Origin of the sequence: Hymenobacter terricola (assembly GCF_017921975.2) — a bacterium.
GTDB classification, from domain to species: Bacteria; Bacteroidota; Bacteroidia; order Cytophagales; family Hymenobacteraceae; genus Hymenobacter; species Hymenobacter terricola.
Map to the genome: position 1 here is coordinate 1 of NZ_JAGEMO020000056.1, position 22,755 is coordinate 22,755.

Genomic DNA, 22,755 nt, shown 5'->3' on the forward strand with positions numbered 1-22,755 from the left:
GGTTGGGCAGGTTGACGTTGCCCGTCACCACGCTGGCGTACGTCGGGTCGATGTCGAAACGGTTGGTAAAGGGCAGCGTTGGGCCCCAGCACACGTAGCCCACCGTGTTGTCGGCAATGCGGATGTTCGCCCCGAACGCCGCCGCCGGCGAACTGTAGTAGTTGGAGGGATTAATGCCGCACCAGAGCTTGTTGAGCTTGTCGCCGTTGGGCAGGTAGCCGCTGGTCACCACCCGGTTATTGTGCACGTTCACGTCGTGCCCCGAGGCAATGTTGATGCCCCCGTTGCACGTGCTCACAAACTGGTTGTTGTCAATTTCCACATAACCCGTGGAGGTGGCCGCCGTCGTACCGGCGCCGTCGGTGGTCATGCCCGTGCCGTTGAAGTTGGAGCTGGTGGCCGGTATGGGGTAGGCGCCCTGCACGTAGTTGTCGTGCACCCGGGCCGGGCTGGCGCTGGTTCCGCCCGAGTCGTAGAAGTTCATATTGTCGCTCACCGTGCTCTGGTTCGGCGTATTAATAATCTGGTTCCAGGCAATTTCCAGGTTGGCCAGATTATTCACGGTGTTCAGCAACGCGAAGCAGGCCGTGCCCTGCTGGGGGTTGTTGCGGAAGCTGCCGTCGAGGTTGAACGCCCGGTTGTAGCGGATTTTCACCGTTTGGCTGCTGGTGCCATCGCCCGTCCAGCGGTCGAGCACCATGCCCTGGTTGCTTTCCAGGTAGTTGTGCTCCACCACCAGGTTTTGGCCCCGGTGCATGTAGAGGAACACGCCACGCCCGGTGTTGTCGGCGGTGGGCGTGGTGCCGTAGCCGCGGCACTCGCGCACCGTCAGGTCGGCGTGGTCCACGGGCGAGAAAATCAGGTCGCCGGGGCCCACCAGTGTGCAGTTCTGCAGAGTAACGGCCTGCCTGGTCCTGATTTGGATAACGGGCACCGAAGAGTCGGTACTGCGGTAGTTGCCTGAGTAAGTGCCACCTTGGGTGATGATGAGGGGGCCAGAATAGTTGAGGTTGGGGGCTTGGGCCCTCGCCGGGCTGGCGCCTAAGAATAGGACCATGATAAACAGCTTGCCAGCCCAAGGCAGCAGTTGGAGAGAAAAGCAGCGCCGTACCGACGCCGTAAGCGAGAATCTACTAGAATTTTGCATTCGTTAAGCGGTAAGTTAAAAAAAGTGTTTTCGGACATTATTCATAATCCAATTACTGGCCCTTTTTAGACGCAGCTCCAACTGTATTTTATTACATTATTTTATTAAAATAATATAGGTAATATAATCCATTCTATTTTTCACTGCTAAACAACAAAGCTTAGCTGCGATGGCTAATGCCAACCACCTCACCAACCCACAAATCTTTATCTATCATGCTTCTAGCTAATCCAGAAGTAAGACTCAGCCCTTGCTCGCTATTCAACAGGCGGCTTTAGCAAGGGGTTGGCAAACGCGGATGCGCCTTCAAATCCTACTAAAAGTCCCATTTATAATAGCGTATTTGCTACAAAAAAGACTTTTTTCATACTCAGCATCTTATTAAAGTTACAAAAATTAACCCCACCGTCTTACGCAAATGTACAATTGCCGATTTTAAGTGGCAAAATTTCTAGTAAAAAAATATTAAAAATCTTGCATTATACAGTGAAGTTGGTATGTAAAAAATCGAAAAAAACTAGCGTACGAGTCCGTAAGCAGCGTTTTTTGGCCGAGTAAATACCCTGTTATAAAATTGTGGCTTTCGAACGAAATGCCCCCGAAATGGCCTCGCCGAGCGGCCGTTCAGGCAGGCTCGTAGAGGGCCAGCAACAGCTGCAACGACCGGGTCAAGCTGAACTGTTCTTGCGCCTGCCGGTACCCGGCCTGGCCCAGACTGGCCTGCTGGCGGGGGTGCGCTGCCAGTTCAGCAATGGCGGCGGCTAGGTGGGCCGGAGTGGGCGGCACAAGGCGGCCCGTTTCATTATCGCGCACGAGGTCGCGCAGGCCCGGAGCGTCGTATACCACGGCTGGCACCGCACAGCTCTGGGCTTCCAGCAGCGAAATACTCAGTCCTTCGAACCGAGATGGCATAACATATATATCACTGGCAATCAGGATACTTCTCACGTTTTGCAACTGCCCCAGGAAACGCACTTCGGCATGCAGCCCCAGCGACTGGGCGTGGGCCTGCTCGGCTTGGTGCAGATGCCCATCGCCGATGTGCAGGTACACCACCCGGGCCGCCAGGGCAGGCGCCAGCAAGCTCAGGGCCGTGAAGATGTCGTGGTGGTTTTTGCTTTCGATGCAGCTGCCCACCGATACCAGCACCACATCATCGGGCCGCAGTCCCAGCTTTTGGCGGGCCTCGGCGCGCTCAGCGACCGACTTGGCGGGGTAAAACCGGGCGGGGTCGGTCCAGTTCGGCACCAGCACCGTGGGGTTGAAGCTCACGCGCCGCTCGGTTTCCTGCACGGAGGTGCCAATGGCCACGAACCGCACGCCCAGCAGCCGCCGGGCCAGCAACCGGTAGGCCACGCGCTTGACGCGCACCAGGCCCTGGAAATTGAAATTATTGTGGACGGTGTGCACGAAGCGCGGGATGCCGGCCTGCCGCGCCGCCAGGCTGTACCACAGGAAGTTTTGCTCGGTGTGGTTGTGCACCACGTCGAAGCGGTGTTGGCGCAGGAATTGGCGCACGGCGCTCAAATTGGGCCGCCGGCCTTCGATACAGGGCAAATAATGCACGGTGTAACCCGCCGCCGTCAGGATGTCGGCATAGTCGCTCTCATCGGCAGGAACGTCGCTGAGGATGTGCAGCTCAATACCGTGCTCCTGGAACGCGGGCGCGGCAATTTTGAGCATAATTTCGGCTCCGCTGAAACGCAGGGCGTGCAGCACGTGCAGCACCTTGAACGCCCGCAGCGGGGGGCGGCTGACAGCCGGAGCAGCAATTTCGGACGAAGCAGCGGACATGAGCGAAAAATAAACCGGCAGCAGTGGGTAAGATTGGGTTGTCAGCAAGCAAGCGGATAAGTCCTGCTCGGTAGACGTTGGCCGGCGGCTGGCACCGGGCGCCGGCTAGTGCAAAAAATAGCCCACCAGCCGGCGCGTGTAGCCGTTGAGCAGGAACAGCGGCACGTAGGGCCGGGGGCAATTTTTGAGGGCGAAGTGGGTGAAATTGCGCAGATTGCCGCCCCCTCTGATGCCGAACAGGTGCTGGTAGTAGCCGCGCAGGCTGCGCACGCGGCGGGTTTGCTCCTGGCCGCTTTCGTCGGGGTAGGTGCGCAGGCGGGCTTCGTAGTTGCAATACACCGGGAAGCCGTGGCGGCGGGCCACGCTGGTGTAGTCAAAATCGGCCAGGTAATGGGGCAGGCGTTTCTCATCGAACAGCCCAATGCGCTCGAACACGGCCCGGGGAATGAGCAGGCCGCGGCCCGGCAGGTACGTGACGGGGTGCAGGCCGTGGCGGGCCGCAGCGGGCAATTCGGCCAGCAAATCGTGGCGGCGGTGCAGCAGCCAGTCGAGGCGCTCGCCGCCATAAACGGGCTCGCCGGTATTCAGGTCCAGTTCCAGGGCGCCGAGGACGGCGGTGGGGTGGCTTTCGGCAGCGGCCAGCATCTGGGCCACAAAATCGGGCTCGGCCACGAGGTCATTGTTGAGGGTCATGACGCGGGTGGCCCCTTCGGCCAGGGCCCGGCGGATGCCCAGGTTCACGCCAGCAGTCCAGAAGAGGTTGCCGTCGCCGGTTTCGACCAGCACTTCCGGAAATTCGCGGGCCAGCATTTCGGCCGTGCCATCGGTAGAGCCGTCGTCGACCACGATGGTGCGGAAAGCCAGCGTCGTTTGCGCCCGCAGCGACAACAGACAATCGCGCGTGAACGCCAGCCGATTGAAAACAGGAATCACGATGTAAAGCATGGCACAGGCAATTAGCAACGGGGGAAATGGCAGAGGCCTCGCCCCTGCTCAAGGGCAAGCAATCAGGTGATGGGCGCGGGCTGGGCAGCCACGGAATGGGTTTTGGCGGGCCGGCCGGCTGGCCGCAGCAGGCGCGCCACCCGCCGCTGCAGCCGGGCGGCGCGGCGCGGCCAGGTTTGGGTGCGGGCAAACTCGTAGCCAGCCCGGCCCATGGCAGCGCGGGCCACCGGGTGGTCGTAGCAATACTCGACGGCGCGGGCCAGGGCGGTGGCGGTTTCGTGGGGGGTGGTGACGGGCACTTTGATGCCGGCGGTGGCCGGAATGAAGTCGTGCGCGCCCTGGTGGTCGAGGGTGATGACGGGCAGGGCGGTGGCCATGGCCTCCAGGAACTGGGCAGCAAAAGCATCACGCAGGCTGCCGAAAAGGAAGATGTCGTGGCTGAGCATGGCGGCCTGCACTTCGGACCATTCCACGCTGCCGCGCCAGGTTACGCGGCCTTCCAGGCCGTACCGGGCAATCCAGCCGGGCACCAGCGGTCCGAGCGGCCCGTCGCCGATGACGGTGAGGTGAAACGGCACCCGCACATCAACCCGCGAGAGGGCATCGAGCACCAGCGGCAGCGCCTTGCGCGGGAACAGCCGGGCCAGCCACAGCAGCTGCAGTGTGGGCCCGGGAGTGCGCACCGGGCATTCGGGCGAGATGAAGGACTCGGGCAGGCCAGAATCGAGGAACAGCTCTACCCGCTTGCCGCCCAGGCGGCGGGCCAGCACGGCCGTTTCGGAGTTGCTGACCAGCACCACAGCGGCCCGGCGCACGTTTTGGCGCACGTTGGGGTCGAAGGTCATCAGGAGCCAGCTGATGGCGTCGCGCAGGGTTTCGGTTTTGAACCAGCCCGGCAGGTAGGCTTTGAATGCCTTGGGCGCGCGCTGGGCACCGCCCACCGGGCCAAAAACCATCGGCCGGCCCAGGCGCCACATCCAGGAGCCCATTTGCAGGCTGGCGTAGGTGGCGTGATGCACGTAGTCGAAGGCTACTTGCTGGTTCAGCTTGCGGGCGTGCCGCCAGGCCAGGTATTGCCACACGAAGTAGTGCAGGTACACGCCAAACTGCCAGCGATGCAGAAAATCGACCAAAGCCGGCACCTGGACGTAGGTAACCTGCAGCTGGCCGGGGGCCAGCTCGGCCTGGTGCTCGGCCATAAACCGTTCAATATCAGCCTTACCATCGGGATGGGTGAGGCACCACACACGATGCCCCTGCCGGATGGTTTCCCAGGTCCAGTGGAAGCCGCAGCCGCTTTCGCCGCCCGAGGTGGGGTTGCAGGCATAAGCCGAAATCAGGACGTTCATGACGAAGCAGGGACAAGGGTGAGAGCGGGCGTTGCGACGGGTTCGGCCGCGGCGGTGGGGCGCAGGCGGGCCAGGCCGCGGCGTAGTTTGGCCGTCACGCGGCTCAACAGGAACTCGCGGAACCGCTGGCGGTCGCGGGGCCGGTCGGCCAGCACGAAGGCGGGGTGGCGCAGCGGCAGGGCCAGCTCGGCGGTGGGCACGTTGGCCAGCTCGTCGGTGGCATCCAGGGTGTGCGTGCCCTGGTCGCCGAAGCCGACGTTGCCGACCAGATTCACGGCCGGCACCACGCACAGACCCGAATTTGCGGCCACTGCAAAGTGCCACTGGTAGTCCCAGACGTGGGCCGGCACGGGCAGCTGCAACACGCCCGCAATCTTGGCCAGGCGGTAGCGGGTTTCCAGCGCCGAGCTGTAGTAGCCATCCAGCCGGCCCTGCTGCCGCAGCTCAGTAAAGCTGGTGAGGTGGAAATCGAACAGCTTCCAGGCCCGCCGCCAGGTGGCCCAGCCCCAGCTGTTGACCTGCGTGGAGAAATAATAGGAGTCGGCGCCCGGTGGCAGCGGCCGTTGCGCTTCCTGGCTGAAATTATTACCCCCGATGTGCATCACGCGGGTATCGGTGGCGTAGCGCGCCAGCAGTTCCCGGCAGTAGCCAAAGAAGCTGGGCACGGGCACGCAGTCGTCTTCGAGGATGATGCCGGCTTCTTCGTGCTCGAAAAACCAGCTGATGGCCGCCGCCGGGCCCTGGCCGCAGTTCAGGTTGTGCGAACGCAGTTGGGTCATCACTTCGCAGGGCCAGTCGATGCCCTCCAGCACCACGGCGCGGGCGGCGGCGCAGGTGGCCGCGTCGGTGGGGTGGCCGGGCCGGGGCCCGTCGGCGGCCACGTACAGCCGGGTGGGGCGGGCGCGCCGAATGGCTGCCAGCACCGCCCGCGTGGTATCGGGCCGATTAAAAATAAGGAACAGCACCGGCGTGGCCAGTGGCGGTGTCAGGGCCGCGCTCATGACGCGACCGGCATTGCCGCCGCGGCTGGGGCAGCGGGGGCGCCGGTCCCCGCTTTTTCGCGCGCCAGAATGGCGCGGTAAATATCCAGGGTGCGCTGCGTGATGGTGGCGGGGTCGTGGCGCTCGCGGGCCACGCGCATGGCTTCTTGGGCCAGGCGCTGGCGCAGGGGCTCGTCGGCGCAGAGGCGCAGCACCTGGTCGGCAATGGCGCGGGGGTCGAGGCGGGCAGCCAGGCCGGTGCGCTCGTGCTCCACCAGCGAGCCCACGCCGCCCACCAGCGTCACCACCACCGGCAGGCCGGCCACCTGGGCTTCGCACACCGTGTTGGGGCTGTTATCTATATAAGAAGGATGCAGCAGGCAGAATGACTGCCGCATCAGCTCCTGGAGCTCGTCGATGCTTTGCATGCCGCGCAGCTCCAGGTCGTCGGGGCCGATGGCGGTGAGGCGCTTGCGGCGGATGTGGCGGTGCACGCGCTCGGGCTGGGTCTGGCCCACGATGATGAGCTTGGCCGGAATCTGCTGTCGGATGAGGTTGAAGGCTTCCAGCGTTTCGCGAAAGCCTTTCATCACCTGCGCGCCGCCCAGGAACAGGAAGTGCGGCCGGCCGGGCTCCGGGGCGGGCTCGGCGGCGCAGTTCAGCTCAAAAAACTGGGGTCGAATCATTTCCCAGTTGATGTGGACGTGGCAGCCCGGACTCAGGCGCCGGCTCAGGGCCGTGTCCCAGGTGGTGCGGCACGACACATCGCGCACCTGGCGCAGGTAGCGCAGCTCGTAGTAGCTGGCCGCCAGCCACATAAACCGGCGCAGCGGGTCGCCAAAAGGCAGCACTTTCAGGTATTCCCACACAATGCCCTGCACCGAAAGCAGCGCCGGGGTGGGCAGCCCGGCCGTGGCCACGTGCAGCTGCGACTCGGAGCCGTGCACGTGAATCAGGTCGTATTCTTCGTGGTGGTGCCGCACGTAAGCCCGCAGAATGGCCACGCGGCGGCTGAAGAGCGTGACCAGGTCCTGGCGCCGGCCCGGCGTGTTCAGGAAAATGTAGTTCACGCCATCGGCCTCGTAGTATTCCACGGGCTCGGCCATGTCAGCGCCGGTGCCCAGCACAGTCAGGGCTATTTCATTGGGCCGGCGGGCCAGCTGGGCAATCAGGCTAATTATCCACGGAGTGCCGACCTCGCCCTCGTTGGGGTGCGGGTGAGCTGTCAGCCACAGAATTCGTAGGAGTTTCACAGCGGCAAGGGGTTAGGTTGCAAAAACGGGTTCGGAGCGGGAAGAAGGCTCGGGAATGACGGTGGGCTGCGGGGCGGCCGGGGCGGCCTTGGGGCGGGCGGTGGCGGCCAGCATCAGCCCCAGCAGGGGGTACATATAGGGCGGCCAGTCGTAAGAAAGGCCAAATACCAGGCAGCCCGCAAACAGGCCCACCAGCGCGGCGGCCTCGGCCGTGAGCGGGGCCGGGTACGCCAGCCGCCTGACAATCTGCACAAACAGCGGCACAATGGCCAGCAGCAACCCCAGCCAGCCGAAGTAAAACAGGCGGTCCATGTAGAAACTGTGGAAGTGGTGGCCCGTACCGTCGGCCCACATCGGCAGGTCGGAAGTGGGGTCGTAAAACTGCATGGGCACTTCGAAGCCTTCCAGCCGCCAGCCCATGAGCGGGCGCTCGGCCACCAGGGGCTGGTAGGACTCCATTTGCTTGATGCGCCAGCTGCCGGTGCCCTGCTTGTCGGCCTTGGTGATGTCCTCGTAGCTGGTTTCGAATTTCTTGATGACGGCCGGGTTTTGCAGCACTGTGGCCAGCCCGCCCACGAAGAGAATGGCCAGCGGCACGAGTACCAGCGCCGACACGCGGTGCAGCGAGAAGCGGGCGCTGGGCACGCGCCGCAGCACCAGCAGGTTCACGGGCAGGGCCATGAGCGTGGCCATCCACACGGAGCGGTGCTGCAGGAAAATAATCAGCCCAAGCCCCATCAGGAACAAGCCCATTGTCAGGCCATTGCCCCGCTGCAGGTACCAGTTCAGGCACAGCATCGTGGGCAGTAGCAGCATCAGGGCCGAGGTGGCTGAAAAGCCCCGGTCATTATCCAAAAAGGCCTTGAGACTCAGGGCCTCGGGGTGAATAAAAGCCAGGTTGAGCAGCAGCACCACGAAAAGGATGCCCACGAACTGCTTCAGCGGCGGCATGCCCCGGTTATAATAATAGGCATAGGTGCCGTATATCATAAACAAGGACAACACCTTAGAGAAGACGTGCAGGTAAATTATCCAGGTGCCGTGCGTGGCGTAGGACTCCAGCATCATCCCCAGCAGGTAGGCCATCGTGCATAGCACGGCGCGGCTCATGGTCGGCTCCAGGCGCTTCCAATACCAAAGCACGGTGCCCAGTCCCAGAATCAGCATTGCCAGCTCGTAGTGCAGCAGGTTGGAGTCGTCGGAGTCCTTCACCAGGAACTCCCAGAAGGCCTGCTCCAGCCCGCACGCCAACAGCAGCGGCAGCAGCATTTTGAAAGGGCGAAGGGAGAGTTTCATAGCGCGGCCGAAGGTGAAGTGCTTGATGGCCGGGACAGCCGCGCGGCCTGGGATGCAGTGGTGGGCGCGGCGGCGCGGCGGGCGCTTTCGTAGGCTTCGACCGTGCTGGCCAGCATGGCGGGCAGGTCGAACCGGGCGGTGGCGTGGGCGTGCTGGCGCTGGCGCAGCGCGGCCCGGGCGGCAGGGCTGGCCAGCAGCCGGTGCAGGCGCTCGGCCACGGCAGCGGGTGTGGCCGCCGGAGCAAACAGGGCTTCGGGGTCGTGGGCCAGTACTTCTGGCACGGCGCCCACGCCCATGGCCAGCACCGGCACATCGCAGGCCATGGCTTCGAGCAGCACCAGACCAAAGCTTTCGTTGGTGGCGGCGTGCACATAGAGGGTGCTGGCCCGCAGCAACGGCGCTACTTCGGCGCGGTGCCCGGCCAGCCACACCACATCTTGCAGGCCGGCGGCCGCGATGCGAGCCCGCAGCCTTGCTTCGTCGGGGCCAGTGCCCACCAGGCCGAGCAGGAAGTCGGAGCGCAGGGCCCGCAAGGCTTCGGCCACGGCCAGCAGAAAAATCTGATTTTTGCGCCCTTCAAGGTGGCCAATATTCAGCAGCACGGGGCGGCCGGCGGCCCGGGCCTGCAGCTCGGCGTCGGCGGGCACAGCGGCAAATTTCTGCAAATCGAGCCCGTGGGGCACCACTTTGTGCCGGGACTGGGCTGGCAGCAAAGGGGCCACCCGGAGCTGCACATAGCCGGACACGCTCACGAAATGCTCGGCCCGGCCCAGAAAGAAATTGTGCCAGCGCACCACCGTGCGGGCCGCCCAGCCGCGCAGGCCCAGCTGCCGCACCACTTCCTGGCCGGGGTGGTCGTTGAAGTGGCCGGTGACCACCACCGGCACGCGGCGGCCCAGGGCTTGGCGCAGCAGCCAGCCGGTGGTGGCGTCCTGGGCATTCACCACGTCGTAAGTAATGCCACGGTCGAGGGCGCTGAAAATGTTGGCGCAACTGTGGATTTCGCCGCCCAGGTGCTCACCTGCCGGGCCAGCCAGCGCCAGCAGGCGGCGCAGCGCGCCCCAGGGGCGCGACTGCCACCGGCTGGCACCGGCCGGCGTGAGCACCGTCACGGTATGCCCCAGGGCCCGCAGCCCGGCCGCCAGGCGCTGGTAATGAACCCGCACGCCGCTGGGTGCCTCCGGCACCATCATCGATACAAGCAGAATATTCATGACATCAGCGGGGCGGGAACGCCCAATGAAGTGTCAAAAGAGCTGTCGGCGCGAGCGGCTACGGGGTCGAGCCAGTCCGCGTAGCGGCGCAGGCCGGTGCGGCTCCACTCGGGCGCCCGCGGCGTGGTATCCAGCCGCCGCAATGCTTTTATTATCATGGGCCGCAGCTCGGGCGAGGGCCAGCGCAGCAGCAGGCCGCTCAGGGCCAGGGCGCCGGTTAGCATTTGCAGGCCAAATACCACCAGCCTTGGCCAGTCCAGCCCGCGCAGCGCCACCGAGGCGAGCAGGATGCTGGCCCCCACCACCAGGGCATTGCGCAGCCCCGGCAGGTAAATGGCAAACAAGGCCGGATAGCCCACGGCCAGGTCTTTATGCGTGATGCGCATATATAAGAGCGTGCGCACCACCTCCCCTATCCCAATGGCCGCCGCTATGCCCACGATGCCGTAGCCCCGCAGCAGCCAGAACAAGCCCACCAGCAACAGGATAAACTCGACATTCAACACCACTTTGCGCCGCAGGTTGGCACGGGCATCGGCCACAATTCCGGCAAACATCGTGGTCAGGCTCAAGGGAATGGCTACGCACAAGGCCCGCAGCACGGGAATGGAGGCATCCCACTTGGGGCCCAGCAGCACCCGCACCATTTCGGGGGCGGCCACGGCCACGCCCGCGCACAGCGGCAGCACCAAAGTGGCCACCAGCGTGCTGCTGCGCAGGTACAGCCCGCGCAGGCGGGGAACGTCCTGCTGCACCTGGCTGAACGCCGGGAAAGCCACTTTGGCCACGCTGTTCGTGAGGAAGTACATGGGCAGGTAGAGCAGCATAAACGCCCGATTGTAGAGGCCCAGCGCCACCGGCCCCAGCAGCCGCCCAATGAGCAGCGTGTCGAGGTTGCCGTTGATAAATTCCAGAAAACTAATGAGCGACACCTGGCTGCCGTAGCCCACCAGCGCCGAATAATGCTGCCAGCCAAACAGCGGCCGCAGCGGGTGCCGCACCACGGCGTAGGTGCCCACGCTGGTGATGAGCTGCTGGGCCAGACTGGCTGCCACCAGGCTCCACACCCCGGCCCCGGCCCAGGCGCAGCCCAGGCCCACGCCGCCGTAGGCCAGCACGTAGGCCAGGACATCGAGTTTGGCCAACACCTCAAAGCGCATCTCGCGGCGCAGCACGCTGGTGGCCGTGAGCCCCAGCGACGCCACCACGAACCCCAGGGCCAGGGCCCGCACCAGCGGCACCACCGCCGGGTTTTTCAGCACCAGCAGCGAGAGCGGCGCGAGCAGCCAGAACAGCCCCGCCACCACCGCGCCCAGCAGCAGCGAACCCGTGAAGGTGGCCCGCAAATCATTGGCAGTAAGCTTGGGCCGCTGCACCAGGGCGTGGCCCAGGCCCATTTCGGCAAAGTAGCCCCCGAAGCGCAGCACCACGCCCGCCAGCGCCACCAGCCCAAAGGCGGCGGGGTCCAGCAGGCGGGCCATCACGGCGGTATAGCCCACTTGCAGCACGGCCGTAACCACGGCCGCGGCCGTGGTCCACTTGATGCCGCGGAGGGCCGCAACGCCCAAAGGAGCCGATTGTGAACTGGTCGTCATAACGAAAACAGCGAAAAACGTAGCACTGAGCAGTCGCTTAACAGTAAACGGGTTGTTAGTTGGTAGTTGTTAGTCAATATGTTGCCTGCACACTAACCACGAGCAACTGACAACTAAAACAGCCCAATAGGCTACCGGCTATAGCCGTAGGCGTAGGCATTGGCCTTGTGGCTGTAGCCGTAGGTTTTGGCGAAATTCACGTCGTTGAGCACCGTGTATATGTTGGATACTTTGTTGGCGCGGTACAGCTCGTCAATCTGGCTCAGCATGTCCTTGGCCGTATAATTCTGGCGCACGATGTACAGGCTGGCGTCGAAATGGCGCAGCAGCACGAAAAACTCCGCCACGTACCCCATCGGGGGCGTATCGAGCACCACGTAGTCGTATTCGGCGCGCATCTGCTCCACCAGAGCGTCCATGGCGCGGCTTTCCAGCAGCACCATGGGATTGGGCGGGATGGCCCCGCAGCATACCACGTCCAGGTTGTCGACGCCGCTGGCGCTCATCGCCTCGTTCAAAGAAGCCTCGCCCGATAGGTAAGCGGACAGGCCGGGGCCTTGCGGACTGCCAAAGTAGTTGGCCACGGTGGGGCGGCGCAGGTCGCATTCCAGCAGCAGCACCCGCCGGCCGCTCGCCGCCAGCTCCGAGGCCAGGTTCACGGCGCAGAACGTTTTACCCTCGCCCGGCACCGACGACGTGACGCCGATTATCTTTTTATTGCGCCCGTCCGAGAGGTATTGCAGGTTGATGCGGATTGAGCGGAACGACTCGGCGAGGGCGCCTTTGGGATTGTTCAGCTCGGCGTCGTCCTTGGTGCCGTGGGCCACCATGCCCAGCATCGGAATGGTGGTGATGGAGGCCAGGTCTTCGGGGCGCTGCACGCGGCGGTTGGCCCGCTCCAGCAGCAGCCCCAGGCCGGTGGGCACCCCCAGGCCGGCCAGCAGCGCCAGCAGTGCCACCAACAGGGGCTTCGGCGCCTCGGGGCCGCTGCCGGCCATTTGGGCACTATCCACCACGTGTTTATCCGAGGCATTGGTAGCCAATGCAATGGCCGCTTCGTTGCGCTTTTCTTCCAGAAACGTGTAGTTCTTGTCGTTGAAGTCGTTTGCGCTTTTCAGAGCGGCCAGTTGCCGCTCGTTTTCCGGCATCTGGCTTATCTGGTTGCGTACCTGGGCCAGCTGGCTGTTCACGTCGCGCAGGCCGATTTCGGCGGCCTGGTTCATGTTGGTCAGCAGCTGGGCCAGCGACTGCTTGGTGGCGCGAATGGTTTCGTCCAGCTTTTTCACCGCCGGGTTGATGGCGCTGGCGTTCACACCCAGCTCGGCCCGGTGGGTGTTCATCTGGTGCAGCTGCAGGATGAGGTTGTCGAGCACAGAGTTTTCAATGCCCACGCTGCTGGGCGATATCAGCTGGTCGATGCCCTGGTTGTCGCGCAGGTAATTGAGCATGTTCTGGCAGTATTTGCGGCTGGTGATGGCCCGCGCCTGGGCCGTTTCCAATGTGCTGAGCTGCTGAATGCCCGAGGATGACTGCGCGCCCACGTCCACCACGCCCCTGGTGGACCGGAACGTGGCCAGCGCACCCGCCGCCTGCCGGCGGGTGCCGGCCAGCTTGCCAATCTTATCGTCCAGGAAAGCCAGCGTTTTCTGGCCCGTCACGTTTTTTTCGTGCAGGTCGTTAGTTGCGTACACGGCCATGAGCGTGTCCAGAAACGCGGTGGCCTGGCCCGGCACCGAGCTCTTGACTTGCAGCTCCACAATGCGCGACTCGTGGTCGATGGGCTTCACCGCCAGCGTGCCGGCGTAGCGCCCCATGGCATCGCCCAGGCCATTCAGCTTGAAGAAATACTTCGTTCCATTGGCTTCGAATTTTGCGCCCGGCTCCGGGGTCAGCACCACGCATACCAGCGGAGTGCGGAGCGTGTCGCCGGCCGCCACGGTTTCGTCGATGTCTACGTCCTGCACGTCGCGCACCAGCTCGCCCGAGCCCAGTTTATTCAGCTGGCCTTTGGAGGCTTTGGCTTGCACCCGGTAGCGGCCCGGGCCGGCCGGCGTCACAAACAGGCGCACGCCCGTGAGCTGCGGCACGGCCCAGTTGGGTGCCACCCGGAAGGGCAGCGCCCCGGCGGGCTGCTCACGCACTTGCAGCGGACGGAACTGGTTGAGCCAGGTATTGGGCACGGCGTAGTACGACACGGCGTAGGGCAGCCGGCTCACGGCCTGCCGCACCATGCCGGAGGAAGTAATGAGGCCGATTTCGTCCTCCATTTTCATGCCTTTATCGCGCACTTCCAGCATTTGCAGCAGCTCCTGCGCCTTGCGCGAGCCCGACGTTTGGTCGCCGAGCAGCATGGTGGCGTGGAAGGCGTAGACCGGGGGCGACACCTGCAGGTACACATAGGCCAGCAGGGCGGCCAACGCCAACCCGCCCACAAACAGCGGCCAACGGTGGCGCAACCGGAAAAACAACGCATTCAGGTCAATCTCGTCAGATACTGGCGTTGAGGTCGGAGATGGGGTCGAATTCATGCTGAGCAAAGAATAAAGCGAAACAATCCAACAGGCTTCAGTTCGTGCGCAAATAACTGAGGAGCAGTACCACTGCCGAAATACCGCCAAAGACAATACCGAGGTTATTGGCGTTGGCGCGGCTGGTGCGGGCCTTCAGCGGCTCCACATACAGCGCGTCGTTGGGCATCATATAGTAGTAGGGCGAGCGCAGCAGGTCGGGGTTGGTCAGGTCCAGCAGCACCACTTCCGCGCCTTTGTCAGTTTGGCGCACCAGCTTCACGTTCTGGCGGTTGCCAAACTCGGTGAGGTCGCCCGCCAGGCCCAGGGCTTCCAGCACCGTGGCCTGCCCGTTGTAGATGAGGAAGCGGCCGGGATTGCGCACCTCGCCGAGCACCGTGAGCTTGAAGCTGAGGAGCTTGACCAGCACGTTGGCCCCCTTATTCGTCACGTAAGCGTCAATTTTTTTCTGAACCAGGGCCTGCACCTGCTCTACGGTGAGGCCCTGCACCGCCACGTTGCCGACCGTAGGCAGGTTAATTTGCCCGTCCGGATTCACCGAGTATCCCGTCAGGTACAGCGCGCTGGGGTCGCCTCCCAAATAGGAGCGGGTATCCGAGATGTTGAACAGCTCATTAAATTCGGTCTGGGCGCTTTGGACCCGGATGGAAAGCACATCGTTGGCCTGGATGTGGTACACCGCGCGGGCGTTGGCTACCTCCACCGGCTTCGCCGCCGAATAGCTGGGACTCTGCAAATAGGGTAGCTGGCGCTGCGACACGCAGCCCCCTACCCACAGCCCACACAACACTAAAAACAGGAGTCGATAAACAAGTAAGTTTTGGGACATGTAGTAGAAATAAGCAAACATCAACGGCCATTTGCCTACGCGGCCTGACCCGAAATCAATGGCACTCCTTAGAGAGTGAGTAGCAGCGAATCAAGGCACTAATATAAGGGGATTGCTGACAAACGTATATAATGAATTTATTTTTAAATTGTAAAATAACAAGATAAAAATACCTTTTCACTTAATCTTCAGCAACTTAAAAATACAAAAGCATTTTCAAAATGACTAACATTAAATATTCACTATTTATTTTTTATAGTGAAGAATTCTCCTCTGGCTCCTTTACACAAGTTGGGCGTATTGACGTCTGCTCCGAAGGACTCGCACAGGCGCTTTGCGAAGCCAGCACGGGGCCCATCTGAGCAGGGAATAGCCGATGCTGGTGAGAAACCTGAACCTTGAAAATGCACACAACGCTGTGCCTGAACACCGCTATAATCTTTTGCTTCGCCTGGGCCAATCTACTTCCAATATATCAATATGTATACACGCTTGGGAGGGGGTCCGGTGTCGGCACTTGCGAGCCAGCGGGCCGAAGCGAAAGCCGTCCAACTCGACAGTACTTGGGGAACCTGCAATAATTATTCGGCCTCCATTGATAGCGTACTACTGCCTCTTATTATATTCAAACCGTATACGGAAATCCACCGCTGCCGCACTCCCAAACCGATGCAGTAACTGGCTTATCACTCACTAATGCAATCACCTGGCAACCAAGCACAAAGTCATCCGAGGCTGTACGCTTCCTGGGATGATAGCGCGCTGGTGCAGGCCCTGCGGCGGGGCGATGTGCAGGCTTTCGCGGAAATCTATCATCGCTACGGGTTTCTGCTGCTGGAGCAGGCTTTTCGAAAAATAAACTCGCGCGAGGTAGCCGAAGAAATCGTGCAGGATTTGTTTGCCGCCCTCTGGCACAAGCGCGAAACCGCCGATATTCAGAAGCTCCGGGAATATTTGGGCTCGGCCGTGAAATACCGGGTTATCAACCTGATTAAAAACAAGCTGACCCACTCCGGCTACGTGGCCTACCGCCGCACCGTGGCCGAGGAAGCCGACCGCCGCACGGAAGAAGAAATCGCGGCCGCCGACCTGTCATCGGCCCTTAATGTGGGCCTGGCGCACCTGCCAGGCCACACCCGGGAGATTTTTCAGTTGAGCCGGCTGGAACACCAGACGGTGCCCCAGATTGCGGTGCGGCTCAAGCTCTCGCCCAAAGCTGTGGAATACCACATCACCCGGGCCCTGAGGCTGCTGCGCGTTTCGCTCAAAGATTTTCTGGTCCCGCTCATTTTGTTACTACTGCAATAAGTACCTGCTCATCAATTAGCTATTACATTGATTCTTTGTTCGTCAGCATAAGAATTCGGCTCACTGCGCATTTTTTTGCTTCCGGGTTTAGGGGGCTGGCAGGAGTTGTTTGACTATTAAGCCAGCACCCTTACGGCGGCACTGCCATGAACCAGTCAGATTTTCGTACGCTGCTGCAACGCTACCAACAAGGCGCGTGCACCCCCGCCGAAATTCAGCGCATTGAAGCCTGGTACCGCTGCCTCGGCGCGGAGCAGGAGTTCAACTTGTCGCCCGCCGAGAAGGAGGCGCTGATGGCCACGGTCTGGCAGCGCATCAACCGGCAAACAGCCCCCGCTTCATCGTTTCTCGATACATCCCCGAAAGCGGCACTGCCCGACGGCTGGGCGTCGTGGCCCGCTCGGGTGCGCTGGGCGGCAGCGGCGGCGCTGGTTATCGGAGTGAGTTTGGTGGGCTTGCAGGTGGCCCGCCTGCCCGTGCAATGGGCGGCCGGATGGCCCCCTAAACCTCTGGTAACCCCAAAACCAGCCGCGCCGACCTCCTGGCAGGTGTTCACCAATTCGTCGGCCTACGAAACGCACGTGGCCCTGCCCGATGGCAGCGCGGTGACCCTGGCCCCGGCCAGCACCCTGAAGTACCAGCGCCAGCTGCGGGGCAACCGCCGGATAGCCTACCTCACAGGGGCGGCTTTTTTCGACGTGTTTCACGACAAGCAGCACCCGTTTTTGGTGTTCACCGACAAGGTGGTGACCACCGTGCTGGGCACCAGCTTCCGGGTGCAGGCCTACGCCGGACAGGCCGAGGTGCAGGTGCAGGTGCGCACCGGCGCCGTGCGCGTGAGCCAGCGCGTGGCTGCCGCCAACACCGCCCCGGCCAGCTTGGTGGTGCTGCCCAACCAGCAGGCCGTGTACTCGCCGGCGCGCCGGCAGCTACGGCGCGAGCTGGTGCCGACGCCCGCACTGGTGGCGCCGCAGTCTTTCGTGTTTAACGACCGGCCCGTGGCGGAGGTGCTAACGGCGCTGGAAAAGGCTTACGGCGTATCTATCATGTACGACGCCAGGGCTTTGCACAACTGCACCATCAACCTGAGCCTGCGCGACGAGCCCCTGTTTACCAAGCTCGACATGCTGTGCGAAACCCTGGGGGCGACCTACGAAAAGGTTGATGGCCACATTCTGTTTCATAGCCAGCCCTGCCAGGTCGAATAATCAGTCTCGCCTTCACGCCCAATTGCCTATGCTTTAATTTCCTGCAATCGATTCCGGAAATCAACAGCGCCGCTGCTGCTGAAACACGCAGGGCTATTGCGGCTGGCTCCTCTCAAAACTTCCCACCAAACCATTCATCTCCCTATGTCAACTCCCTTACAATTCCCACCTCTTTTACGGTACTGCAAACGCCTGGCGCTCCTGCCCGGGCTGCTGCTGTGCCTGTTTGCCGGCATCGGCACGGCGCGGGCGTCGGCGGCCCAGCCCATTCTGGAGCAGCCCATCACGCTGCAAGCCACCGACGAACGAATGGCCACGGTGCTGAGCAAGATTGAAGCCCAGGCCAAGGTGCACTTTCAGTACAGCCGGCAGCTCATCGGGGCCAGCCGGCGGGTGACGGTGAACGCCGTGGGCCAGCCCCTGGCCCAGCTGCTGAACGACTTGCTGGAGCCGCTGAAAATCGACTACAAGGTCATTGACGACGGCATTATTCTGCGGCCCGCGGCGGCGCTGGTCGCGCCCGAGGCCCCCGGAGCGCCGGCCGACGCCACGGTGACGGGCCGCGTGGTCGATGAGAAAGGCGCGGGCCTGCCCGGCGTCAACGTCATCATCAAAGGCGGCACCAACGGTACCCAGACCGACCTGGACGGCAAATATTCCATCGCCGTGCCCGACGGCACCACGCTGGTGTTTTCCTTTGTGGGCTACGCGGCGCAGGAAGTGGTGGTGGGCACCCAAACCACGATTAACATCGCGCTGGCCCCCGATACCAAGGCGCTGAACGAGGTGGTGGTAGTGGGCTACGGCACCCAGCGCCGCCAGGACCTGACCGGCGCCGTGGCCCGCGTGGACGGCGCCGAAATCGTGAACCAGCCCGTGCAAACGCCCACCCAGGCCCTGCAAGGCAAGGTGGCCGGCGTGCAGATTATCAGCGACGGCACGCCGAACGCACAGCCCAAAGTGCGCATCCGGGGCACGGGCACGCTGCTGGGCGGGGCCGAGCCGCTGTACGTGGTGGACGGCGTGCAAACGACTGATATCCGCAACCTGAGCAATGCCGACATCGCCTCGATTGACGTGCTGAAAGATGCTTCGGCGGCCGCCATTTATGGCGTGCGCGGGGCCAACGGCGTGATTATCGTGACCACGAAACAGGGCAAGCTGGGCAAGCCGGTGCTGAGCTACAGCGGCACGGTGGGTTTTAAGGAAGCCGCCCACCTGGTGAAGATGGCCGACGCCGGACAGTACACCAACTACCTGAAAGACACGGCACCCACGACGGTAATTCCGACCAATCCAGCTTCGACCAACTGGTACGATGAAATCCTGAAGCACGGTACTTACCAGAACCATAATCTGGCCGTATCGGGCGCGTCGGAGAACGTGAAATACTACTTCTCGGGCAACCTGCTGCAGGACGACGGCACGGTGATTAACAACAAGTTTCAGCGCCTGACGGTGCGTTCCAACACGGCGTTTACGCTCTCGGACAAGGTCACGATTAGCTCGAATGCCTCGTTCAGCCACGCCGATACGCGGGCGGTAAACCTGAACGCGGCGTACGGCAACGCCTACCGGGCCGCCCCGATTATTCCGAGCAAAGTGAATGGCTTGTACGGCAACACCTCGGCCTTCGGCAACGTGGGCAACCCGGTGCTGGACATCGAGAAAAATGACAATAAAAGCCTCGACAACCGCTTGCAGGGCAACATTGGCATCGACGTGCGGCCCGTGGAATGGCTCACGCTGCGCTCGGCCTTCAACGTGGATTTGATGTCGAACAACAACCGCACCTACGACTACCAGTACAACAACGACGGGGCCACGTTCCTCACCACCGGCGGCAACCAGCGCAACCCGCGCAGCAACCTGGCCGTGACGCAGACCAACGCCTACCGCTACCTCTGGGAAAACACGGCCACCTTCCAGCGCACCTTCAACCAGGACCACAACCTGACCGTGCTGGCCGGCACCGTGACCGAGGAAGGCATGACCACGCCGCTCTCCGGCGCGCGCAAGGACGTGCCCGCCGACCCCAACCAGTGGTACCTGAACACCGGCGACCCCACTTCGGCCATCAACAACCCGGTGGACCCCAACAACCCCGACCCCGGCCTGCCGTCGAAAGACCGCCGCATCTCGTTCCTGGGCCGGATTAACTACTCCTACAAGGGCCGCTACCTGCTGACCACCAACCTGCGGCACGATGCCACGTCCAAATTTGCCTCGAACCGGCGCAACGGGTTTTTCCCGTCGCTGGGCCTGGGCTGGGTGATTTCGGACGAGGATTTCCTGAAGGAGAACAAGACGCTGAGCTTCCTGAAGCTGCGCGCCAGCTACGGCCAGCTCGCCAACGACCAGATTCCGGCCAACTCCTACGTGCTGACGGCCAACTCCAACATTCCCTACGTGTTCAACGGCCAGAACGTGCTGGGCGCCACCATCACCCAAATCAAGGACGGCAACGTGCGCTGGGAAACCACCACGGAATACGACGCGGCCCTGGAATTCGGCTTCCTCGACAACAAGCTGACCGGCGAGGTGACTTACTACGACAAGAAAACCACCGATGCGCTGATTCCGATTAACATCCCCGGCATTTTCGGCGACCCCGATAACCAGCTCATTACCAATGCCGCCACCATCACCAACCGTGGCGTGGAAGCAGCCCTGAACTACCGCGCCGCCATTGGCACCAGCCCCGACTGGAGCTACAACATCGGGGTGAATGCGACTTTCAATAAGAACCGCATTGCCAACCTGAACGGCGGCCAGGCCTTGTTTGGCGGCACCAACCTGGTGACCAAGTCCGACAACGGCGTGGCGGCTGGCAGCTTCTTCCTGCTCGACGCCATCGGCGTGTACCAGAGCACCGACGAAATTGCCAGCGGGCCGCGCTCCACCTTCAACCCCAAGGTGGGCGACCTGAAATACGCCGACACCAACGGCGATGGCGTGGTGGACTTGAAGGACCGCAGCTACTTCGGCTCGTACCAGCCACCGGTATATTTCGGCATCAACGGCGGGCTGAGCTACCGCAACGTGGACTTCTCCTTCGTGTTTTCGGGCAACCTGAACAACAAGGTGTACAATGCCAAAAAGCAGCTCCGCAACGCCATCACCGACAACGTGGAAGCCAGCTTCGCCGACAGCCGCTGGACGGCCACCAACCACTCCAACACCGACCCCAGCGCCCTCACCCAGAGCATGCCCAACTCCACTTACTTCCTGGAATCGGGCTCCTACCTGCGCCTCACCAATGTGGTGCTGGGCTTCACGGTGCCCGGCACGGCGCTCGAAAAGGCCCATCTGGCCTCGGTGCGCATCTACGCCGCCGCCCAGAATGTGTTTACGGCCACCAAGTACACCGGCTTCACGCCGGAGCTGGCCGGCGGGCCGCTCGATTCGGGCATCGAAGCCACCACCTACCCCACCAGCCGCACCGTGACCCTGGGGCTGAACGTCAACTTCAAATAAATCAACAGAACAATAGAAGAACAGCAGAACGTCATGCAGAGCGCAGCGAAGCATCTCGCGTGCTACCACTGATTTTTTCTTAGCGATTGATTTACTGCCACACGCGAGATGCTTCACTTCGCTGCGCTCCGTTCTGCATGACGTTCTGTTTTACGTTCCTTCTATTCCCACCAGCAATAACCATCAAGCGTATGAAACCACATTTCTCCGCCCTCCCCCGCCGCGCCGGCACGGCCGCGCTGGCCCTGTCGCTGGCCCTCGTCAGCGGCTGTAAAGACTACCTCGACGTGCCGCCCCAGGGCCAGCTCAGCGAGGATGCCATCCGCACCGACCCCACCGCCGCCCAGAAGCTGGTCGATGGCGTGTACAACGCCATGTACCTGGGCGGGTTCGGGCCGGATATCAACGGCCTGCAGTTCGTCATCCTCACCGATATTGCCTCCGATGATGCCGACAAGGGCAGCACGCCCAATGACTATGGAGACGCCCTCACCATCGACAACTTCACGCTGACGCCCACCAACGGCACCGTGAACAACGCCTGGAACGGCTACTACGCGGGCATTTCGCGGGCCAACCAGGCGCTGGATAAAATCCCGCTCAGCCCCGCTGCCGATGCGGTGAAAAACAACCTGCTGGGCCAGGTGCGCTTCCTGCGCGGTTACTTCTACTTCAACCTGGTGCGCCTGTTTGGCGGCGTGCCCAAGCTTGACCGGGTGCCGGCGGCGGCGGAAATCAACAACCCGCAGTTCCAGCAGCGGGCCACGGCGGCCGACATCTACGCCTTCATCATCGCCGACCTGCAGTTTGCCGTGGACAACCTGCCGCTGAAAGGCGCCACCGAAACCGGCCGCGCCACCAAAGCCGCCGCCCAGGGCATGCTGGCCAAGGTGTACCTCTACCAGAAAAATTATCAGAAGGCCTTCGATTTGACGAATGAAATCGTGCAGGGCCGCTCGGGCGCCTACGCCCTTTACCCGACTTATGCCGACATCTGGCGCACGGTGGGAGCCAACAGCTCGGAGTCGGTTTTTGAGGTGCAGGCGGGCATCAACGCCTCCTGCGATAACTCAGCCGTGCAGCTCTACACCGTGAGCCAGGGCCCGCGCTCCGGCGGCCGCGGCGGCTGGGCCGATTTGGGCTTCGGCTTCAACAACCCGACCACCGATTTGGTGAATGCCTACGAGCCCAACGACGTGCGCAAGGCCGGCAGCATCATCTTCATCCAGCCCACGGCCCCGGCCGGGCAGCGCTCCACCGGCACGGTGCTCTGGGACGGTTTCCGCATCCCGAGCAAGGACTCGGTGGAGAACTTCCGCTACAGCTACAAGGCCTACCACAGCCGCACCAAGGAGGCCAATTGCGGCAACAACGACTACCTGCCCAAGAACATCCGCATCCTGCGCTACGGCGAAATCCTGCTCATCCACGCCGAAGCCGCCGCGCAAATCGGCAACACCGCCGCTGCCCAAACCGACCTCAACGCCGTGCGCGCCCGTGCCGGCCTGGCCACCAAGCCCGCCACGGTCCCCAACATCTGGCAGGAGCGCCGGGTGGAGCTGGCCCTGGAGCATGACCGTTTCTTCGACCTCGTGCGCCAGGAAAGCGTGACGGCCGGCCGCATCGTGCCCATTTTCGCTGCCCAGGGCAAGACGTTCGTGAAGGGCAAGCACGAGATTTTCCCGATTCCGCAGGCCCAGATTGACTTGAGCGGCGGGCTGCTGACGCAGAACCCGGGGTACTAACGTTCTACCGGGTCACCTCACCCCCTGGCCCCCTCTCCCGCGGAGACGGGGACTAGATTTTAGCTCTGGTACAGATTTTCCAGTTTC

Annotated in this window: 15 protein-coding genes; 4 read left to right on the plus strand and 11 right to left on the minus strand. The window is 62.5% G+C overall.

Annotated features, from left to right (window positions below; translation table 11 throughout):
- The 11 genes from J4G38_RS21505 to J4G38_RS21555 form a co-directional block, all read right to left on the minus strand.
- A partial coding sequence (locus J4G38_RS21505; protein ID WP_226163646.1) for a hypothetical protein occupies positions 1–1,057 on the minus strand: 1,057 nt, incomplete at its 3' end.
- A 714-nt stretch (positions 1,058–1,771) separates the two neighbouring features.
- Entirely contained in the window at positions 1,772–2,941 is a 1,170-nt protein-coding gene (locus J4G38_RS21510) for a glycosyltransferase family 4 protein (protein WP_210520970.1), read from the minus strand.
- A gap of 105 nt (positions 2,942–3,046) precedes the next feature.
- Positions 3,047–3,874, minus strand: coding sequence for a glycosyltransferase family 2 protein (locus J4G38_RS21515; RefSeq protein ID WP_317198221.1), 828 nt, complete (start codon positions 3,872–3,874; stop codon positions 3,047–3,049).
- A 74-nt stretch (positions 3,875–3,948) separates the two neighbouring features.
- Positions 3,949–5,235: a glycosyltransferase family 4 protein gene (locus J4G38_RS21520; protein WP_210520972.1), complete on the minus strand. Its 1,287-nt coding sequence runs from the start codon at positions 5,233–5,235 to the stop codon at positions 3,949–3,951.
- Entirely contained in the window at positions 5,232–6,236 is a 1,005-nt protein-coding gene (locus tag J4G38_RS21525; RefSeq protein WP_210520973.1) for a nucleotide-diphospho-sugar transferase, read from the minus strand. The genes J4G38_RS21520 and J4G38_RS21525 overlap by 4 nt, the downstream gene beginning before the upstream one ends.
- A complete protein-coding gene (locus J4G38_RS29030) occupies positions 6,233–7,468 on the minus strand; it encodes a glycosyltransferase family 4 protein (protein WP_210520974.1) in 1,236 nt (411 codons plus the stop codon). The genes J4G38_RS21525 and J4G38_RS29030 overlap by 4 nt, the downstream gene beginning before the upstream one ends.
- A 12-nt stretch (positions 7,469–7,480) precedes the next feature.
- Positions 7,481–8,764: an O-antigen ligase family protein gene (locus J4G38_RS21535; RefSeq protein ID WP_210520975.1), complete on the minus strand. Its 1,284-nt coding sequence runs from the start codon at positions 8,762–8,764 to the stop codon at positions 7,481–7,483.
- On the minus strand, positions 8,761–9,978 hold the full coding sequence (locus J4G38_RS21540) for a glycosyltransferase family 4 protein (protein ID WP_210520976.1): 1,218 nt from the start codon (positions 9,976–9,978) through the stop codon (positions 8,761–8,763). Before J4G38_RS21540 ends, J4G38_RS21535 begins: the two co-directional genes overlap by 4 nt.
- Positions 9,975–11,573: a lipopolysaccharide biosynthesis protein gene (locus J4G38_RS21545; protein WP_210520977.1), complete on the minus strand. Its 1,599-nt coding sequence runs from the start codon at positions 11,571–11,573 to the stop codon at positions 9,975–9,977. Before J4G38_RS21545 ends, J4G38_RS21540 begins: the two co-directional genes overlap by 4 nt.
- 131 nt (positions 11,574–11,704) lie before the next feature.
- On the minus strand, positions 11,705–14,101 hold the full coding sequence (locus J4G38_RS21550; RefSeq protein ID WP_210520978.1) for a polysaccharide biosynthesis tyrosine autokinase: 2,397 nt from the start codon (positions 14,099–14,101) through the stop codon (positions 11,705–11,707).
- A gap of 37 nt (positions 14,102–14,138) precedes the next feature.
- Positions 14,139–14,930 carry a polysaccharide biosynthesis/export family protein gene (locus tag J4G38_RS21555; RefSeq protein ID WP_210520979.1) on the minus strand — a complete coding sequence of 264 codons (792 nt, stop codon included), beginning with the start codon at positions 14,928–14,930 and terminating at the stop codon, positions 14,139–14,141.
- 696 nt (positions 14,931–15,626) lie between these two features.
- Between J4G38_RS21555 and J4G38_RS21560 the strand changes: the two genes are divergently transcribed.
- The 4 genes from J4G38_RS21560 (at position 15,627) to J4G38_RS21575 (ending at position 22,668) form a co-directional block, all read left to right on the plus strand.
- Positions 15,627–16,238: a sigma-70 family RNA polymerase sigma factor gene (locus J4G38_RS21560; RefSeq protein WP_210520980.1), complete on the plus strand. Its 612-nt coding sequence runs from the start codon at positions 15,627–15,629 to the stop codon at positions 16,236–16,238.
- Positions 16,239–16,384: 146 nt separating this feature from the next.
- On the plus strand, positions 16,385–17,446 hold the full coding sequence (locus tag J4G38_RS21565) for a FecR family protein (protein WP_210520981.1): 1,062 nt from the start codon (positions 16,385–16,387) through the stop codon (positions 17,444–17,446).
- Between the two features lie 144 nt (positions 17,447–17,590).
- Positions 17,591–20,923, plus strand: a complete 3,333-nt coding sequence (locus J4G38_RS21570) for a SusC/RagA family TonB-linked outer membrane protein (protein ID WP_210520982.1) — start codon at positions 17,591–17,593, stop codon at positions 20,921–20,923.
- A 191-nt stretch (positions 20,924–21,114) separates the two neighbouring features.
- Positions 21,115–22,668 (plus strand): RagB/SusD family nutrient uptake outer membrane protein, encoded by a 1,554-nt coding sequence (locus tag J4G38_RS21575; RefSeq protein WP_210520983.1) that lies wholly within the window; start codon positions 21,115–21,117, stop codon positions 22,666–22,668.
- Positions 22,669–22,755: the final 87 nt, after the last annotated feature.

Bases quoted from the DNA above. Each gene is read 5' to 3' on its own strand.
- J4G38_RS21545 (WP_210520977.1), bottom strand. From the start codon at position 11,573: ATGACGACCAGTTCACAATCGGCTCCTTTGGGCGTTGCGGCCCTCCGC.
- J4G38_RS21535 (WP_210520975.1), bottom strand. From the start codon at position 8,764: ATGAAACTCTCCCTTCGCCCTTTCAAAATGCTGCTGCCGCTGCTGTTG.
- J4G38_RS21540 (WP_210520976.1), bottom strand. From the start codon at position 9,978: ATGAATATTCTGCTTGTATCGATGATGGTGCCGGAGGCACCCAGCGGC.
- J4G38_RS21555 (WP_210520979.1), bottom strand. From the start codon at position 14,930: ATGTCCCAAAACTTACTTGTTTATCGACTCCTGTTTTTAGTGTTGTGT.
- J4G38_RS21565 (WP_210520981.1), top strand. From the start codon at position 16,385: ATGAACCAGTCAGATTTTCGTACGCTGCTGCAACGCTACCAACAAGGC.
- J4G38_RS21570 (WP_210520982.1), top strand. From the start codon at position 17,591: ATGTCAACTCCCTTACAATTCCCACCTCTTTTACGGTACTGCAAACGC.
- J4G38_RS21575 (WP_210520983.1), top strand. From the start codon at position 21,115: ATGAAACCACATTTCTCCGCCCTCCCCCGCCGCGCCGGCACGGCCGCG.
- J4G38_RS21560 (WP_210520980.1), top strand. From the start codon at position 15,627: ATGCAATCACCTGGCAACCAAGCACAAAGTCATCCGAGGCTGTACGCT.
- J4G38_RS21525 (WP_210520973.1), bottom strand. From the start codon at position 6,236: ATGAGCGCGGCCCTGACACCGCCACTGGCCACGCCGGTGCTGTTCCTT.
- J4G38_RS21520 (WP_210520972.1), bottom strand. From the start codon at position 5,235: ATGAACGTCCTGATTTCGGCTTATGCCTGCAACCCCACCTCGGGCGGC.
- J4G38_RS21550 (WP_210520978.1), bottom strand. From the start codon at position 14,101: ATGAATTCGACCCCATCTCCGACCTCAACGCCAGTATCTGACGAGATT.
- J4G38_RS21510 (WP_210520970.1), bottom strand. From the start codon at position 2,941: ATGTCCGCTGCTTCGTCCGAAATTGCTGCTCCGGCTGTCAGCCGCCCC.